The 16,874-nt window shown below is 45.6% G+C and carries 13 protein-coding genes; 8 read left to right on the top strand and 5 right to left on the bottom strand.

The window, feature by feature from the left end:
* The first annotated feature begins 281 nt into the window (after nucleotides 1–281).
* Nucleotides 282–3,551 (top strand): patatin-like protein, encoded by a 3,270-nt coding sequence (locus RIE73_RS29700; RefSeq protein WP_446404595.1) that lies wholly within the window; start codon nucleotides 282–284, stop codon nucleotides 3,549–3,551.
* A gap of 156 nt (nucleotides 3,552–3,707) precedes the next feature.
* Here the strand turns inward: RIE73_RS29700 and RIE73_RS29695 are convergent, their stop codons facing one another.
* Nucleotides 3,708–4,352 (bottom strand): hypothetical protein, encoded by a 645-nt coding sequence (locus tag RIE73_RS29695; protein WP_446404594.1) that lies wholly within the window; start codon nucleotides 4,350–4,352, stop codon nucleotides 3,708–3,710.
* A gap of 130 nt (nucleotides 4,353–4,482) precedes the next feature.
* On the opposite strand from RIE73_RS29695, the gene RIE73_RS29690 reads away from it, so the two are divergent.
* From RIE73_RS29690 to RIE73_RS29680, 3 genes are all read left to right on the top strand, one after another.
* Nucleotides 4,483–4,647 (top strand): hypothetical protein, encoded by a 165-nt coding sequence (locus RIE73_RS29690; RefSeq protein ID WP_446404593.1) that lies wholly within the window; start codon nucleotides 4,483–4,485, stop codon nucleotides 4,645–4,647.
* Nucleotides 4,648–5,119: 472 nt separating this feature from the next.
* The gene (locus RIE73_RS29685) at nucleotides 5,120–6,325 is read left to right on the top strand and encodes a MarR family transcriptional regulator (protein WP_446404592.1); all 1,206 of its coding nucleotides are present in this window, start codon (nucleotides 5,120–5,122) and stop codon (nucleotides 6,323–6,325) included.
* Nucleotides 6,326–6,369: 44 nt separating this feature from the next.
* Nucleotides 6,370–7,212, top strand: coding sequence for a mechanosensitive ion channel family protein (locus RIE73_RS29680; RefSeq protein ID WP_446404640.1), 843 nt, complete (start codon nucleotides 6,370–6,372; stop codon nucleotides 7,210–7,212).
* Nucleotides 7,213–7,352: 140 nt separating this feature from the next.
* Here the strand turns inward: RIE73_RS29680 and RIE73_RS29675 are convergent, their stop codons facing one another.
* Together RIE73_RS29675 and RIE73_RS29670 are read right to left on the bottom strand one after the other, a co-directional pair.
* The gene (locus tag RIE73_RS29675) at nucleotides 7,353–8,600 is read right to left on the bottom strand and encodes a cation:proton antiporter (RefSeq protein WP_446404591.1); all 1,248 of its coding nucleotides are present in this window, start codon (nucleotides 8,598–8,600) and stop codon (nucleotides 7,353–7,355) included.
* Nucleotides 8,601–8,867: 267 nt separating this feature from the next.
* Nucleotides 8,868–10,262, bottom strand: coding sequence for an N-acetylmuramoyl-L-alanine amidase-like domain-containing protein (locus RIE73_RS29670; RefSeq protein WP_446404590.1), 1,395 nt, complete (start codon nucleotides 10,260–10,262; stop codon nucleotides 8,868–8,870).
* Nucleotides 10,263–10,871: 609 nt separating this feature from the next.
* On the opposite strand from RIE73_RS29670, the gene tpiA reads away from it, so the two are divergent.
* The 3 genes from tpiA to RIE73_RS29655 all read left to right on the top strand — a co-directional run bounded on the left by tpiA (nucleotide 10,872) and on the right by RIE73_RS29655 (nucleotide 13,785).
* A complete protein-coding gene (gene tpiA / locus RIE73_RS29665) occupies nucleotides 10,872–11,597 on the top strand; it encodes a triose-phosphate isomerase (RefSeq protein WP_446404589.1) in 726 nt (241 codons plus the stop codon).
* Nucleotides 11,598–11,772: 175 nt separating this feature from the next.
* The gene (gene folP, locus RIE73_RS29660; protein ID WP_446404588.1) at nucleotides 11,773–12,621 is read left to right on the top strand and encodes a dihydropteroate synthase; all 849 of its coding nucleotides are present in this window, start codon (nucleotides 11,773–11,775) and stop codon (nucleotides 12,619–12,621) included.
* Between the two features lie 759 nt (nucleotides 12,622–13,380).
* Nucleotides 13,381–13,785 carry a hypothetical protein gene (locus RIE73_RS29655; RefSeq protein ID WP_446404587.1) on the top strand — a complete coding sequence of 135 codons (405 nt, stop codon included), beginning with the start codon at nucleotides 13,381–13,383 and terminating at the stop codon, nucleotides 13,783–13,785.
* Between the two features lie 156 nt (nucleotides 13,786–13,941).
* On the opposite strand, the gene RIE73_RS29650 is transcribed toward RIE73_RS29655, so the two are convergent.
* Together RIE73_RS29650 and RIE73_RS29645 are read right to left on the bottom strand one after the other, a co-directional pair.
* Nucleotides 13,942–15,054 carry a tetratricopeptide repeat protein gene (locus RIE73_RS29650; protein ID WP_446404586.1) on the bottom strand — a complete coding sequence of 371 codons (1,113 nt, stop codon included), beginning with the start codon at nucleotides 15,052–15,054 and terminating at the stop codon, nucleotides 13,942–13,944.
* 29 nt (nucleotides 15,055–15,083) lie between these two features.
* Nucleotides 15,084–15,965, bottom strand: a complete 882-nt coding sequence (locus RIE73_RS29645; protein ID WP_446404585.1) for an RsmE family RNA methyltransferase — start codon at nucleotides 15,963–15,965, stop codon at nucleotides 15,084–15,086.
* Nucleotides 15,966–15,999: 34 nt separating this feature from the next.
* Between RIE73_RS29645 and RIE73_RS29640 the strand changes: the two genes are divergently transcribed.
* On the top strand, nucleotides 16,000–16,854 hold the full coding sequence (locus RIE73_RS29640) for a DUF72 domain-containing protein (protein ID WP_446404584.1): 855 nt from the start codon (nucleotides 16,000–16,002) through the stop codon (nucleotides 16,852–16,854).
* The last annotated feature ends 20 nt before the right edge of the window (nucleotides 16,855–16,874 follow it).

Here is a 16,874-nt window from a genome sequence, read left to right as displayed (position 1 = left end):
TGGAAACCCGCGCAGGCGGGTTTTGTTTGTGTAGCTGCGGTTTCAACCGCCCAATTAATGGTTAAGTTTACTAACCCGGATTTGTTATGATACCAAGTTGCGTTATCATGTCTCATGTGGGTTTCACTATTATCTTTTCCGTTGCACAAAAGATGTGACTAAACCCGCCCTAATTCAGGTAGAGGAAGGTTTAGGGAGAGGATGTCACCGATAGGCGCGACGGGGTAAAACCCGCGCTGATGCAATTGTCGGGGAACTTCCACAATGCGCCATAACGTGCTATGAATAAGGGATATCTCACCTCAAGACGCGATCGCACGATGCCTACCCCTAGTCACCCCCTGCCAACACCTGAATTTCGCCGCGAACATCGCTTAGGATTGGTCGTGTATGGTGGTGTTTCTCTCGCCATTTATATGAATGGGATCTGCCGCGAATTCTATAATGCGGTACGGGGGCGCGGTATCTATAAGCTGATTAAAGCCCTAACGGATTCGGATATTGTGGTGGATGTCCTCTCTGGAACCTCAGCCGGAGGCGTTAATGGGGTGTTGCTGAGTTACGCCCTTGCCAATAGCACGAACGACACCGTTGTTGATTTTAAAGAATTTGCCCAAATTTGGCGGGACAGTGGGAATATCCACGAATTAATGCATCACCCCTCAACCCAGGAAACCCAACGGGAGTCAGTCTTGGATGGTACAGGCTATTATCAAACTGCTCTAGCCGAAGCCTTTGAAAAGGGCATTTATAATCGCACCGATGCACCAGCAGGGGAGTGGGTATCGGCGTTTAATGAACTTGATTTATTTGTCACAGGAACCGATATACTGGGACATATTTATAAGGTATTTGATGATACCGGTCAAGTCATTGAAGTTAAAAATCACCGCCAGATTTTTCACCTCAAGCATCGTCAAGGACGCCATGAACCCTTTAATCCTGATCATGACCCAGCGGATTTAAATCGGACGCCGGAACAAACCTATCAATCCTTGGCAAAATTATGCCGAATTACCTCATGCTTCCCGGTGGCATTTCCATCGGTTAATGTAGGGTTAAAGGACGATGCCAATGACATTGATCAGCGACTGATTCGATGGGGACAACTGGAGAACCGAGACTTACCCGAACAGCGACCACCAGAGGGGTATCAACTCCATTATATTGATGGTGGGGTGTTGGATAATCGACCATTTAGTTACACAATTAAAGATATCTATTTTCGCACCGCTAACCGTCCCGTCGATCGCAAGCTGATTTATATCGACCCCAACCCCGATCGCTTCTTGGGAAATCCTAAATTTAATGCCATGGCGAAACCCACCACCTGGGAGGTGCTTCAGGAGGCGTTAGTTGGACTCCCCACTTACGAAAGTATTAGCAACGATTTGGAGTTAATCCAAGCCCAAAACGATAAAATCAGCCGCTATAATAGCATACTCGCCAGTGTGGAAGCACCAGACCCCTCCACTCCAGGTGTTTCCCACCAAATTAGCGTGAATGAAGAGATTTACCTCCGTAGTCGCCTGATTGGGTTGCGCGATCGCATCCTCCCCCTGATTTTACGCATGGATCGAGAGCAAACCACGGCTTCAGGGAAGGATAAAAAAGCCATTTTAGATAAAACAGGACAACGGTTAATTGCAGGTATCGCCAGCCCCACAGACAGTCCAGATCAAGATCTAATTCTGCAACAAGCCAGTCAGCACATTCGTAATCTTGATATAGACTATGCGTTGAGGAAGCATTTCTATATTATTGATAAGCTATTTCAGCAGCTTGAGACAACAACCGAAATCGATGAATATAACAAGCAGCGATTACTTGTCAGTCGGTTAAATCGACAATTGAAACTGCTAGAAGTTATTCGCTTTACGTTAGATACATTACTCAGTCATCCTCAAGTTAGTGAATCCTTCTACAGTTTACTAGAGAAAAGTTTAGAAAATTCGGATGCGGAATTTCAACAGCAGTGGCGTAAGCAAGTCTATGACCGCCTCTTGCGTTTGCACCGCTTCTTCTTTGATGCGGATGGTTTAGCTGACATGTCCCCATCGGGTTTAGATCAAAATCGCCTAGAATTCGTTCCCGCCGACTTTTTTAAGACATTACCCGCCGCTGCGGAACAGCTAGGATTCAAGTTAAACCCGCTTCCGGAACAACAGAGTGACTGGTTACCGCAAAAACAGATTTCGAGTATTATTGCCCAACTTCGGCAAAAAATTCGCCAACTCGATGATGATCCGTCGCTTCTAGAGCGTATTTGGTCGGAGCAAAAATATCAAGCTAGCGATCCGGAAAACTGTAGTCAACTTTTCTGCTCAATTCTTCATCAAATTAATCAGGCATCAGAACGGTTAATTCAAACCAGTCAACTCAACCACGGTGAGGATATTCTCAAGCGTTACCAACAGTTTTGTGACTTAGACCGGATACTCTATCCCTTTGAATATTTAACCAATCTTTCTGAAAAAGATATAATTGAAACCATTCGCTTTAGTCCAGATGATGCCCAGCTTGGTTTAGGCAAAGGGAAAACGCTAGAAGATAAATTAGCGGGGGATACCTTACTCGCGTTTGGCGGATTTTTCAAGAAATCCTGGCGTTCTAATGATATCTTGTGGGGGCGATTGGATGGACTCAATCGTATTGTTGAAGCCTTAGTCACTCGTGAATCGGTGCAAAATTTTTCAGCTTTTTTGGCGCGACAAACCCAAAAACACGAATGTACAGAAGATGAATACTTAGAACAACTCATTCAAGCCTCTTTCCCCGATTCCACAGCCAACACTCGCCAGAAACTCAAATCCCATCTGCGCCTATTAGCTGAGCCAAATCTGTCTGATGCAGCTATGCAGATTATTTTAGATGATTTAGTTTTGGAAGGTCATCGCTCAATTTTAATGACCGACTTAGAAACGGTGATTGAAGACGAAATCAGGGAACAATTAACGTGGAATCGCCAGCGAGTTAAACCGACTAATCCTGATGATGTGGAACGATTACTGGCTCAACTCGGTGATGAACCACCCAGTTATAAACCCGTTCCTGGTTATTTTGAGACAACGGTGAATACCTTAGCAGCAGGAAAATTAGCTAAGGATGCGATTGGTAGTTTCTCTCCCCAAGCTAAAGAAGAGTTCTTTCGGAATCAATACCGGATTGGTAAAGAAACCCTTTTAAAAGATATTCCTGGAATTGTGCTAGCGAATCTTGCCACTCGTGCTGCTTTAATCGTGCGAGATATTATAATTACTATTCTCGGAAAACAACGTGCTAAGAAACTTCAAGGGCTTTTGAGCTATCAATTTGTGAATAAGTCATTGCAACTCATCTATTGGTGGTTACAATTGAGAAGTCCATCCCTGTTTCAGAGTCCCAAGTTTATTGGCAAACGACCACTGATATTAGCGCTACAGGTGCTATTACTACTCACTGCCATTATCAGTGTTGTGATTACTGTCTCTAATTCGCCTATACCCACCGCTGTCGCCCTCATTGCTATAGTCTTGTTTTGGTTACTAGGGTACATTTGGAAAAAGTCTTAGTTATTTGTCATTTGTCATTTGTCATTTGTCATTTGTCATTGGGAAAATCTTCCCCATCTCCCCCTGCTTCCCCTGCTTCCCCTGCTTCCCCTGCTTCCCCTGCTTCCCCTGCTTCCCCTGCTTCCCCCGCTTCCCCCGCTCCCCCATCTCCCGACCCTATGAGTGCCGATTTTGTAATGCTCTCATTTCCTGCTGCACATCCACAACAATCTGTAACGCCTCATTGAGTAAACGCCCATGTTCCGTCGCTTGATCGCTAACTTGTAAAGCTGTCAATGCCATGAGATTATTATCAAATAATTCAGAATTGCATTTGATAAACTTGTCATTTTCCCTCAGAATTCGTTCAGTTTTTAAGGCTCGAATAATATCGTCACGGGTTAGCCGAAGTGCCTGAATAACTTGTTCCCGATTTGTTAACGCCACACCCGGATTACCAACAGCTTCAATTTTGTCATTAATATTAATGGCTTGAATCACTCGATTAAATCGGTTTACATCTTCAAATAGTCGAATTAAATTCTTGCATTTGCGGCTAAGGGCAATTTTGCGAATATCGTTTAAGAATAAGGTGATGGCAAGAATGGAAGGGATAGCAATTAACAACTTAATATGTTCTGGAAAAACCTGGAGAAGTACAAACCCTGTTAAACTAATCAGGATAATAATCAAAAGGGTCTTCGTAATCTCCGCGATAAATTTAGGCAGAGTCGGTGGTTTCAGGACAGTATCAACACTTACTCCACTCAAATGTTTGAGTTCTCCTTTGGTGATTTTTAGTCCCTGTAAGTCAGGTTGCATTTTAGGTATGATAGTTTGACTCTAGCGATTCGGGCTTGGCTTAATCGGTGATACACCTAATTGTATCTTTCTCTGTATTAGCACATAAAGTTGATTTCATCTTTGTCAGCTATCGAAACACTAGCAATCGGTGGTTCTTCAATCTAACGAACCCCATAATGATCGCCTGCTTGGAGCGCGGTTGACATTGATGGAACTGTTGGCGATCGCACAGGACTTTGATATCATCAGATTGATCAGTTTTAGCACCCGCCTCTGTTTGTGGACGGAGGAGGCAGTAGCGATCACAGTGTAGTCAACTAGCGCGATCACGCTCAGTGGCTTAAATGGTTAGGTAACATTTAACTATCTATAGCTACAATTTCAGCTCAATGCAAAATTCAATGGTTAATTTTCGGAATATTACTCAGTGCAGAAACATCAGTTAGTTCTTCCGCCGTTTCCTTTTTGACAACAGCGATTGTTCCGGCTGACTTCATTACGATCGCTTCTACGTCTAGTAAGACTTCATCCCTGGGTATTTTTGCCTGAAGCGCAATTGACCGAATCTAGCAAAAGACATAAATCTGAAATGCCAGAGCCTTTGGGATGTAGTATTTCCACGAGTCATGTTTCTAGATTTAACGGATGCTGTGGCAGTACCACTGCCCAAATTTTGCGAAGTAGTAGTATGGCTGTATTGTTATTTCATTAACTCAATTTACCAGAAGTGAAAGATTGATCTCCACCGTCTGACTTTTATTGTGCCTACCTACTGGAGAAACCTAATGACTCATTCTTTCGTTCACTCAATTCGGCAAAAGTTCCAGTCGTGGTTTACCCAGGCGCAAGCCGCAGTAGCAATCGAGGATGAAGAGGTTGAGTTGCCCGATGGGATTCAGACTCAATTGGGGCAAAAAATCCAGGCACTCCCCTGTTGTCAGGTCTATCAAACCACAGTGCAAGAGGCGATCACCGCTGGGGTTGAAAACTGGCAACGTCACCTGGATGCCGCCAATAGTTTGATCATTTTGGGCAGCCCCGTAGAACCAATTGCCAAAATTTTGAGCGATAGTCTGCAAAGCTGGCACAATTCCCCCGTCGAGGTATTCACACCTCTACCTTGCCGAATGCGCCCTCATGATCCATTAATCATGTCTCAACAAATTCAGCAAGCCCTGCAAGCCTACCCACAGATTGATGTTAAAAACCTTAAGGATACTGGCGATCTGCTTGAGGCAGACTCCCTGGCTGATCGAAAGACATTGATGATGATTCCCTGTTTGGATCAATGTTTTCTGCGCTGTATTGGGGGTTGGAATAGCATTGAATACTTACGAGACATGATCATTCATAATCGCAATTGCTTTTGGGTTATAGGCTGTAACCATTGGGCTTGGGATTTTCTGGATTTTGTGTGCCAGATTAGCGCCTATTTTAGCGAGGTGAAACCGTTACCGGAACTAGATGGAGCGATGATTCAAACCTGGTTAAACCCGATTGCTAAAACGATGATTGAACCAGAGGCGATAGAAGACTCAGAAGATAATCTTAGTCAGGCATATTGGAGGACTCTTGCCAGTCAATCCTCTGGTGTCAGTAGTATTGCCTTTGGCGTATGGCTAAATAGCTTACGAGTCAAGCGCGATCAACTAGAGGATGGTAAATCTCAATTGAACTTGAGCGAGACATCAACAACCAACAAAACCCGTTTTACCTTACGTCAAACTAAACCCACATTGCCTAGTTTGCCACCATTAACGGGGATTGACCGCTATTTACTTCATTCGTTGCTAATTCATGGGCAGATGAGCCATGTCCATCTTGCCCTGAGCTTGGGTGAACCCGAAAGCCAAATCCAAGCTCGGATTCAGGGGTTATTGCGAGCCGGGATACTAGCTAGCAGCAATGGCATGCTATCAGTACGTGCTGCCCATTATGCCAAGCTGAAGATTGAATTAACGAATAATAACTTTTTTGTTGGCGAGGATTAACCATGAGTGTATCGGGTTTTGAGCTGATCAGTTTTGTTCAGGCAATGCCGGCGTTGTTGGCACAAACCGAGGCATCGGAAACCTTACCGCAACGAGTTCTTACCAATATTACACTGCAAAAAATTTTTCGTTCTCTCGTCGTTATTTTGATCGCTTATGGGAGCATATTTGTCATTCAGTCGCTCACCAGCTGGAGTTCAGAACGAGTTCCCCGCCGCTTTCGATTATTGATCAAACAATCTTTGCCCTTTTGGAAAGGGCTGATTTTGATCCTAACGGTTTCCTATCTCCTAAATCTGTTTCTGAACTTGTCTCAGGAAAACCTCCTCGCATTGACCGGCACGATCGCTATTGCCCTGGGTTTTGCCTTTAAGGATTACGTGAGTTCGATCATTGCAGGAGTAGTTGCACTGTTTGAAGCTCCCTATCGAGTGGGCGATCGCATTCAAATTGAAGATCATTACGGTGAAGTGGTGGGCTATGGTTTGCGTGGAATTCGACTCCAGACTCCTGACGACAACATTGTCACTATTCCCCACAACAAAACCTGGACTGAAGCTGTCTCCAATGCCAACAGCGGAGAGCTAGAAGCTCAGATCGCCACTGACTTTTATTTTGCTCATACTGTAGATGCTGAACAAGTCATCCAGATTCTGTACCAGGCAGCTTACAGTAGCAAATATACGCAGCTAAAGCTTCCCATTGTCGTTGTCATGCAAGAACAAATCTGGGGTACTCAGTTTAAGCTGCGGTCTTACCCAATGGATGCCCGCGATGAATTTATCTACAAAACCGATCTGATTCGCCGTGCCAAGCAAGCCTTTGCTCGCCAAAATTTACCTTACCCAAGGTTATCAGATATCCAAAACAATGACAGTTGCCCCTGATTAGAAGGGCTTCGCCAACACCCCGTTTTAACGGGTTTTAGCTTTAAGCCAGAACTTTAGTTCTAGGCTTAACTATGGGGAGCATTCTTTGTATAAAATTAAACCGAGTCTATGTTTAAATTATTATTCAGTCAAGTATTTTATTTTTTCTCCTGAATAATTTTCTCATACCACTTCATTAAAGGAGTTGCAGTAATTCCATGTATAACAATAGATGTTACAACAGTTATAGAAGTTATCCAAGCAATTTTTGCACCCAATTCCCCCTCTAAACTCTTGCCAAGAGCATAGGAAAGATAGTACAGAGAGCCGACACCTCGAACGCCAAACCAACCAAATAGGCAACGAATAGCTGGGTGAAACCGTGAGCGAGGTGACTGAGAAAAACCTAAGTTAGTCGTGCTAATCCAAGCACCTAAAGGTCTGATGGCAAAAATTAATAACCCTGCAATTAGAAGGGCTTCGCCACCAAATTCGAGAATTGGCTCAATTCGCAGCAGGGAACCTAACAACAGAATCGTTCCCACTTCCATCAATTTTTCAAGTTGTTCGGTGAATTCCAGTTGAGAAAGTCGCCGATTAGGATTAGAATGACTCCGCTGTACCATTAACCCAGCAACAAATACCGCCAAAAATCCGTAACCGTTAATGACTTCTGTTAGCGCATAGGTGATTAAAATAATACTGAGACCAATAAAGTCCTCCATTAACGCATCAATAGAGCGAAAGTTTTGGAGCTGCTGATTAATCCACATTACTCCCTTCCCGACCAAAATCCCCATACCAATTCCAGCCGCGATCGCCCAAATTAAATCAACAAAAATCCATTCTTTTAACCAAGTTTGCCAATTGTCGTTTTCTAACCAATGAATTCCAAAATAGACAAACGGAAAGGCTAACGAATCGTTCAATCCCCCTTCAGACGTCAGACCAAATCGCAACTCATCTCTATCTCCTATATGTACTAATTGGACTTCGGATGCCAATACGGGGTCAGTTGGTGCAAGAATTGCCCCCAACAAAACAGCGGCTCCCCAGTTCAGATTCAATAACCAATGGCTAATTGCTGCTATGGCAAAAATTGAAATCGGCATGAGAAAAGCAATGAGCCGAATTGTTGAATTCCAAGCTCTTAGTCTCAAAGGGCGATTCATTTTTAAGCCGCAACTAAACAGAGACACAATCACCACAAATTCGGTGACGCGCTCCAAAAATTCGGTACGGGGCTGAACTTGAATCAGATTAGTTCCATAGGGACCGAGAAAAATTCCCACAACTAAGTAAATGAGGGCGTAAGAAAGAGGTAATCGCTTAATCCAACCTGAACCCATTGTGACCAACAGGAGCAGTAAGCCAATGACTAACAAGGCAAGAATGTAGATATCCACAAAAGTATAGCAATCCTATTTAATTCGTGTCCAAAAATCTGATAATTTTCGGGAATGGGCAATGGGCAATGGGCAATAGGCAATAGTAAATAGTTTCAAGGCTTTTTTCTATTTTTTGATTTTTCACAACCTATTTAGGATTGCTATAATATCCTATTTAATAATCGGAAAGGCTTTCTCAGACAACACGAAGGGGCGGTACTTTAATCCATCTCGAAGTATCCGTTGAGAATCCTGGGTATGCATACCAGGGAGAGGTCAACGCATTCACTCACTAACGCCAATCGGACGAACGACTAAAATACCGATCGCGTGCTTGATCTTGCCTACATACTGCTGTAAATCTTGGGAAATTGTCACCTCTCCAGCGGGTGAGGCATGAATCAAACGAATTCTGCCATCGGACTGGCGATCAATGAATCCGGTATGGGTGACATCCAATCCAGCAATATTAGTAGCGATGCCAATAATATCTCCCGATTGTAGCTGATTATAGCTGTGGTGAATTTGCTCGGTGGGAATATAGTTTAAGGGAACAGCATTAAGCCGATCTTCCATCGCTAAAATACACTGATAATTCGCCGAATTATTCACCAGTTGGGGATAACGGTGACGGTGGGTACTCATGAAATTAAGCCGCTTATTTAACGAGATTCCTCCCAGCGCCTGGGTAATATTGGCTACGGTTCCCCGTTTCTCGTTGTCATGAATCCAAGCCGAGAAATAATGCAAGCGGCTACAATAGCCATCGAGTTGACCATTCTGGTAACGCTGATCGCGAAGATGATTGACAAAGGTGGGATAGGAATAATCCTGTTGTGCTACAGTTCGTGCGATCGCAAGGACTGTTTCCACAAATAGCACACAGTCAAACGCCTGAAACGTTACCACTAAGGTTTCCTCTGACGATTTGTCTAATAAGCCTGCCTTATAGGGTGTCCCCACAAATCTTTGTGCGATCGCCTGTATAATACCCGCCATGGGTTGCTCCTGCAGGTGCTGGGCAATTGCCCATTCCATAACCTGCTGAAACTGTTCCCTCTCCTCTGATACAGGATTCATGGATGCTGAGACGGTAATCGTTGAAGTATCGGTTAGTAACCTCTGGGATGGCGGAAACATCACAGCCTCTCTTTTGGTAATCAGATGGGGAGAGGGGTTTTCCCCATTCGGTGACAAGTAAGAATCATGGCTACCAACCCAAGCTGGGACAAATTTGTTCCCTGTTCCCTGTTCCCTGTTCCCTTTCCTAACCAAAATGTCCCGCTTTAGACCGATAACCGAATAATCTATACGTTCCTCGCCTTCTGCTTCCCCGACGTAGCAAGCGGAGTCTGTACAGGCGTCCCCGCCTCCAGAGGTATCGTCAGAACCATTTGTCACGTCAGCAACAGGGATAGGATCATCATCCTGAGCTTGAAAGGCAAGATCGGACGTAAAACCGCCAGAAATTGCCAATCCCACAAAAGCCCAACCAAACATTTTTCTCATTATTCCTCCTACTTCCCCTGCTCTCCCTGCTTCCCCTGCTTCCCCTGCTTCCCCTGCTTTTGCGCTTAAGTTGACACCAATGCGGTAAAACCCGCCCCTACCCCCCTCCAGACGCGCCTGCTCATAGTGTGCCACAGCGCGATCGCGAGTTCTTGTAGTGGGCTGACCCACCTAAAATGATGAAGAATCGTAGGGGCGCACCGACGTGCGTCCAATTTAACAGTAAAATCTATTGCACAATTTTAGGTGGGTCACGGCAGTAGTGGCATGGCACACCTTAATTGATGGATTAGAATTGGTTCGTAGTGAGGGCTTTAGCCCTCTCCAGCTAGGCGTTATAGCACTCTTCGTGCTTACTACAAACAAAGCCCTATTTTAGCTGTGTCAGCCCAGTAGGTATTGTGTCCACCCACTTAAAATGAATGCCACTGACTTTAGAGTTTGTAGTAAGCGCTTCAGCGCTTCTGGCACTAAAGTGCCTACTACGAACCCAGCTTAAGTCAGTGCCATTTCACTTAAAATGGTGGTATAGATTGTAGGTTGGGTTGACGCCTGTTAGTAGGGCAGAATCCAGGGCTAAAGCCCTGACTACGAACCCCAGCCACGCCACGACAAAAGTGACATGCTCCCAATTTGCCACAACCAGATCGCTAGATCATTGATGCCGTAGGAGTTAGACAAGGATTAGCGACCTCAAACGGCTAACTTGAGTCTGTCAATTGCGCCTCAAGGCTATAAACTATAGGATGCATCAAGATTGAGACGATTTTATTTTAAGCTGTGCGAAAAATAGTCATTGCTGGTAACTGGAAAATGCACAAAACTCAAAGGGAGTCCTCTGAGTTTTTGCAAGACTTTATGCCCAAGCTGGAACAAACGCCCCCAGAACGGGAAGTTGTTCTGTGTGTTCCCTTTACAGATTTAGGAGTAATGTCCAAAAATCTGCACAATAGCCGGGTGCAGTTAGGGGCGCAGAATATCCACTGGGCAGATGAAGGCGCTTTCACGGGGGAAATTTCTGGTCCGATGTTGACCGAACTCGGCTTGCGTTATGTCGTTGTCGGTCACAGTGAACGGCGTCAATACTTTGGTGAAACGGACGAAACCGTGAACCAGCGACTCCTCGCCGCCCAGCGTCACGGGTTAATTCCGATTCTCTGTGTCGGTGAAACCAAGCAGCAACGGGATGCTGGAGAAACGGAATCTCACATCAGCCAGCAACTCGTAGAAGGCTTGGTGGATGTGGATCAGCAGCAACTGGTAATCGCTTATGAACCGATCTGGGCAATTGGCACAGGGGATACCTGTGAAGCCGCAGAAGCCAATCGGATCATGGGTTTGATTCGCTCTCAACTGAAAATTGCCGATGTACCAATTCAATATGGGGGTTCGGTCAAGCCTGCGAATATTGATCAGATTATGGCGCAACCTGAAATTGATGGGGTGCTAGTCGGGGGAGCTAGTCTAGATCCGGGGGGATTTGCCCGAATTGTTAACTATGAATAGTTCATGGTTTATCGGTCATGGTTCATCGTTCATGGATCATTTGTCGAAAACAACCGATAAGCTGTCATGCATTTAAATTGGCTATTAGCAGCGAGCAAGATGCTCGCACTACCAGGATGAGAGCCATTCTTGACATTAAGGTTTAAATGCCGAATAGCTTAATGACAAAGGACAAATGACGAATGACAAAGGACAACTAACCATCCGAGACCATTCGTTCTGCTGGGGAGAACGCACCTATCTGATGGGCGTTTTGAATGTGACGCCGGATAGTTTTAGTGATGGGGGGGAGTTTAATACCCCAGAGGCGGCGTTGGCACAAGCTCAACGGCTAGTCGAAGCGGGTGTGGATATTCTGGACATCGGCGGACAATCAACCCGACCGGGGGCTGAGGAGGTTTCGGAAGCCACCGAACTCCAGCGTGTACTCCCCGTAGTCAAGGCGGTGCGTTCCTCCCTGTCTGTTCCGATCTCGGTGGATACCACCAGAGCCTCTGTCGCCAAAGCAGCGGTGGCGGTGGGGGCGGATATGGTCAATGATATTTCCGGTGGCACGTTTGACCCGGATATGTTTTCTGTGGTTGCCCAGTTGGGTGTGCCAATCATTCTGATGCATATCCGGGGAACCCCCCAAACCATGCAAACGCTGACCGATTATCAGGATCTCATCGGCGAAATCTACGAGTTGCTAGAGGGTCAAATTCAGGCGGCTATCCAGGCGGGAATCGGGCGATCGCGCCTGATCATTGATCCGGGTATTGGGTTCGCCAAAACTGCTGAGCAAAATATACAACTACTCCGGCAACTTACTGCCTTTCGTTCCCTCGGTGTGCCACTTTTAGTTGGCGTGTCGCGCAAAAGTTTTATCGGTCGCATTCTGAACCAACCTGACCCCAAGCAACGAGTCTGGGGAACGGCGACGGCTTGCTGTGCGGCGATTGCGGCAGGCTCGGATATTCTCCGAGTTCACGACGTTGCCGAAATGCATGATGTCTGTCGGGTGGCTGATGCTATCTGGCGATAGTAGATGATAATCAAATTTAGAGCTTATCCGAGAAGTATTGGTGGAATAGAGTATCTGTTATCGTCTGATTGTAAAATTTTGTAAAGAAAGTTAGCGAAACCTTGCAATAATCGCCCTGAAAACTCATAATTCTAATCTGATGGCGATGTTATAGAGCAGCGTTATCCCAGAAGAGTAGGGATAGCCCTATGCCTGATCAATTGCTGTCAAGTCATCAACAGCCGTATTTGGGTTAGCGAAAAAGTACCATTAAACGGTAAAATGTAAGTAGTTATTGACCTCTCTACTGGAGTCGGGATGATCAATTGAAGCTAGGTTTAACAAGTGCGCTAAGCAACAATGATAGAAGACGATATAACGTTCGTCTATCTAGAAACACCTGAAGAAAAAGCCTTAAAATTATGAGGCAAATAAGACCCTTCAATTGCCAGACAAGTCAATTCCATCGAGTAGCCATAAGAGCAAAAAAGTCTTATCTCTTATGAGTCTATAGCTTAAGCTGTTTGACATTTAAACCTTAATGTCAATAATGGATCTCATCCTTGTAGTGTGGGCATCTTGCTCGCTACTAATACCTAATTTAAATGCATGACAGCTTAGTGACTGGCATAGCTCAGTCCCCAGAAAAAAGCTAACAAAACTGATTGAGGTAGCCGTTTACCTGTACAATCAGAAATGGCAGACGTTATTCGTTTGTCCTCATCTATCTTTCTTTGGCAAAGTTGTTAAGTTTTCTCTAAGAGACAGGAGTATCGATAAATGTTCGGTTTTTTAAAAGGTGGCAAGAAATCTAAAGACCAATCGTCAGAGGCTCCGAAAACAAAAAAAAGTAAAGACTACTTTTTGGAGCTAGACGACACGGGAGCGGTAAAATCGGAACCGGAAGCGAAGAAACCGGAACCTGCTCAAGCAACCAAAGCCCCAGAAGCAGCAGCGAAAAAGCCAGCAGCTAAAGCGGCTAAAGCACCAAAAGCCAAACCGCAAAAAGCTGCACCTCAGGCGACACCAGCAGCCAGCAATGGCAAAGTCGAGCCTCAACCGGGACTCACCTTTGCGCCAAACAACTTATTGCCACTCAAAACCAATAGTGGTCGGCGGCGTCCGGGTCCTTCTATGAATAGTTTCCTGGAGATGGCGCGTCAGATGCAGCCGCCTCGTTCATAAGCGATTTCATTGGGCGGTATCGATGTAGAGACGTTGCACGCAACGTCTCTACTCAAAAACCAAACCAGCCAGCTTCGCTAAAGGCTTGGTCTAGGTCGAGTGCCAAACCAAGGGTATCCCGGCACAACCGAGAATTTAGGTATGGCTTTCAACGGGTTAGACATTTTTCTGAAAAACCAGTCCACTGTATAGTTCAAAGGCAGAATCCCAAAGACTTTCTTGACGGCGAAACAAGTCAATGTGAGCGGGTAAACGAGTCAGCATTTCTTTGTAATCGAGAGCCGTTTCAGCAAAGTTGGTGAAATCTGAGAAAATTGGGGTTTGAGGAAGTTGGCGGTTGAGAAAATCCCGCAGCTTATTCCAGTTGATGCGATTGGTTGTCTGGCTCAGGGAAGAGGGGGATTCTCCGGGAGTGGGGTGGTTCTGTGGTTGGGGGGATAACTCAATCCCCTGTTGAAATTGATAATCGCGATCGCACAAACGCAGGATAGTTTTTCTTGTTGGTAAATGCAAGTCGCAAAACTGGGCGTAGTCCTGGGTTTGAGTCTTGCGCTGTAATTTACCACGAGCGTCGAGATCCACCACTTGTTCAAAAATAGGCAAGCGTCCCTCTACCCGTTGACTCACTTGGGACCATTGAAAGGGGAGAGAACCCAGTTGACCTTGATCATTTTCGCAAACAACGGTGACGTCCTCAGCACTGAGTTGGGAAAAATAATGAACCCTAAACACATTCAGAGACTGAATCTCCGCCAGAATTGCCCAAAAACAAGGAACTGAACCCTGTTGCAGGGATGACGCATAAAATTTTAATTCACCAATGGGTCCAACTCGATACAACCGCCAGCCGCGTGTCGGGAGTTGCAGGCGGGCGGTATAGGGATCGATTTGCATAATTTTCGCCAAGGTTTGGGCGGCGATGGGTTTGGCTTCAGGTTCAATGGGTTCGAGAACTAAAACGCCGAATTGAGTATTTTCGGGGTCAGCCGTGGCTTGGGCTAACGCTTGGCGGCGTTTTTCCTGTTCCATGGCTTCTAAACGCCCAAGTCCCTGACGTGCTTGGGTCATGACTTTAGGATGCGTGGTATTTTTGAGTAACTTGCGGTAGGCGGTTTCGGCGGCGTCTAGCTTACCTGTGGCTTCGTGTAAGCGTCCGATATAGAGTCGCACCCAGGGGTTATTGGGGTCTTCCTTGGCTAATTGTTTGAGTAACCGAGCCGCTGTGCGGTAGTCTTTTTGTTTAAAGGCATCAGTAACTTGGTCAAGCATAATTTGTCATTCGTCATTTGTTATTCGTCTTATGTAAAAGATTGTCGCTTTTTTGTCTCTAAACTAGCAGCAATTAACGAAAGAGCCATGAGGGGGGCGGTAACAGCGCGTAAAATTCTATGTCCTAGGGAAACGGGTTGAAATCCAGCCGCGATCGCTTGTTCAATTTCTTTGGGTGTCCAGCCGCCTTCGGGTCCTGTGACAATGGCGATAATAGGGCGTTTTGACCCTTCGCTGCGTTCATCTGGAACCGGGTTTTGAATGTAGGGGCGGGTTTCACTATTATCGTTTGTTGTCACCCTGATTTGGCTAAACCCGTCCTCATCTCCCTGATCAATAACCTCTAGCTTAGGTAAGCAATTTAACAGATGAGGAACGTTACCCCGTGCGACACAAATATAGCGGTGGGTGGTGGAGTCGATACCTTGTTTAATCGCTAAGGTAAAGTCCAAGGGATCAAGAATGGTGGGTACAATCTGACGTTCCGATTGTTCGGCGGCTTCTTGGGTGATACGCCGCCAGCGTTCCAGTTTGCGGGAACTGGGTTTGAGAATTGTGCGATCGCTCTTTACGGGTAGGATACAGGTGACACCAAGTTCGGTTGCACTGGAGATGATATCCTCAAATCCACTCCCCTTGGGCATCGCAGCGATTAAAGTAATCGCACAGGGTAATTCAGTTTGGATGGGGATCGATTCAATAATTGTCGCTTGGGTTAGGTTCGCCATTAACTCACTCAACCACCAGTTTCCCTGTCCATCCATAGCAATAAAGCGATCGCCTTTACTCAGTCGCAAGACTCGCACCAGGTAATGCTGTTGGCTATCGGTGAGGAGAATCTGTTGGTTTTGTCGTTGCGGGGGTGAGATGACTAACCGTTGCAGGTGCATAGTTGATTGTTGATGGTTCATTGGTCATAGTAGATGTAGCCAACAAGGATGAACCATGAATTTTTTACTGGGTTGTGCAGTTTGGGCGTATAAGGGTTGGATCGGTGAGTTTTATCCGCCGAAGAGTCAAGCAGGGGAATTGCTGCATTGTTATAGTCAACGGTTGAGAACCGTTGAAGGCAATACCACATTTTACGCCATTCCCAGTGCAGAAACGATCGCCCAGTGGAAATCCCAGATGTCACCGGGTTTTCGGTTTTGTCCCAAAATTCCGCGATCGCTGACTCATAATGGAGTCTTGAAACCCTCAATTTCAGAGGCGTTGGCGTTTTTGGAGAGGATGCGAGGGTTAGGGGAATATTTAGGTCCAGTGTTTATCCAACTTCCCCCCAGCTATGAACCTGCATTCTTGGCAGATTTAGCCGCCTTTCTGAAAGCGTGTCAGAAAGCCAAAGTCGCGATCGCACTAGAAGTGCGTCATTCTGATTGGTTTGAACAACCCCACGCCAGTCATCTGAATGAATTATTAACCCAACTGGGAGTAGGGCGAGTGTTATTAGATAGCCGCCCCGCTTATAGTCAATCCACTCATTATAAAACGCCATTAGAGGTTCGCAAGCCAAAACTACCCGTGCAACCCGCCGTAACCGCAGAATTTAGTTTCGTTAGGTTTATTAGTCATCCTGATCAACAGGTGAATCAGCCATTTTTCCAAGAGTGGGTAAACTGGGTGGATCAGGAGCTAAAGTTAGGGCGACAGATTTATTTTTTCGTTCACTGTCCGATTGAAGACTATTCTCCAGCTAATGCACGACAGTTTCAGCAGTTATTGGAGGAAAATAATGTACCTGTTCCCCCGTTACCGTGGAATCAGATGGATCAATCACCCGTACAATTGAGTTTGTTTTAACAGGAATGGATATCTCAAGT

The organism is Coleofasciculus sp. C1-SOL-03, assembly GCF_040220555.1.
Classification (GTDB): domain Bacteria; phylum Cyanobacteriota; class Cyanobacteriia; order Cyanobacteriales; family Coleofasciculaceae; genus Coleofasciculus.
Note: the sequence above shows the minus strand (reverse complement) of the source record. Positions and strands in the feature narration are given on the sequence as shown.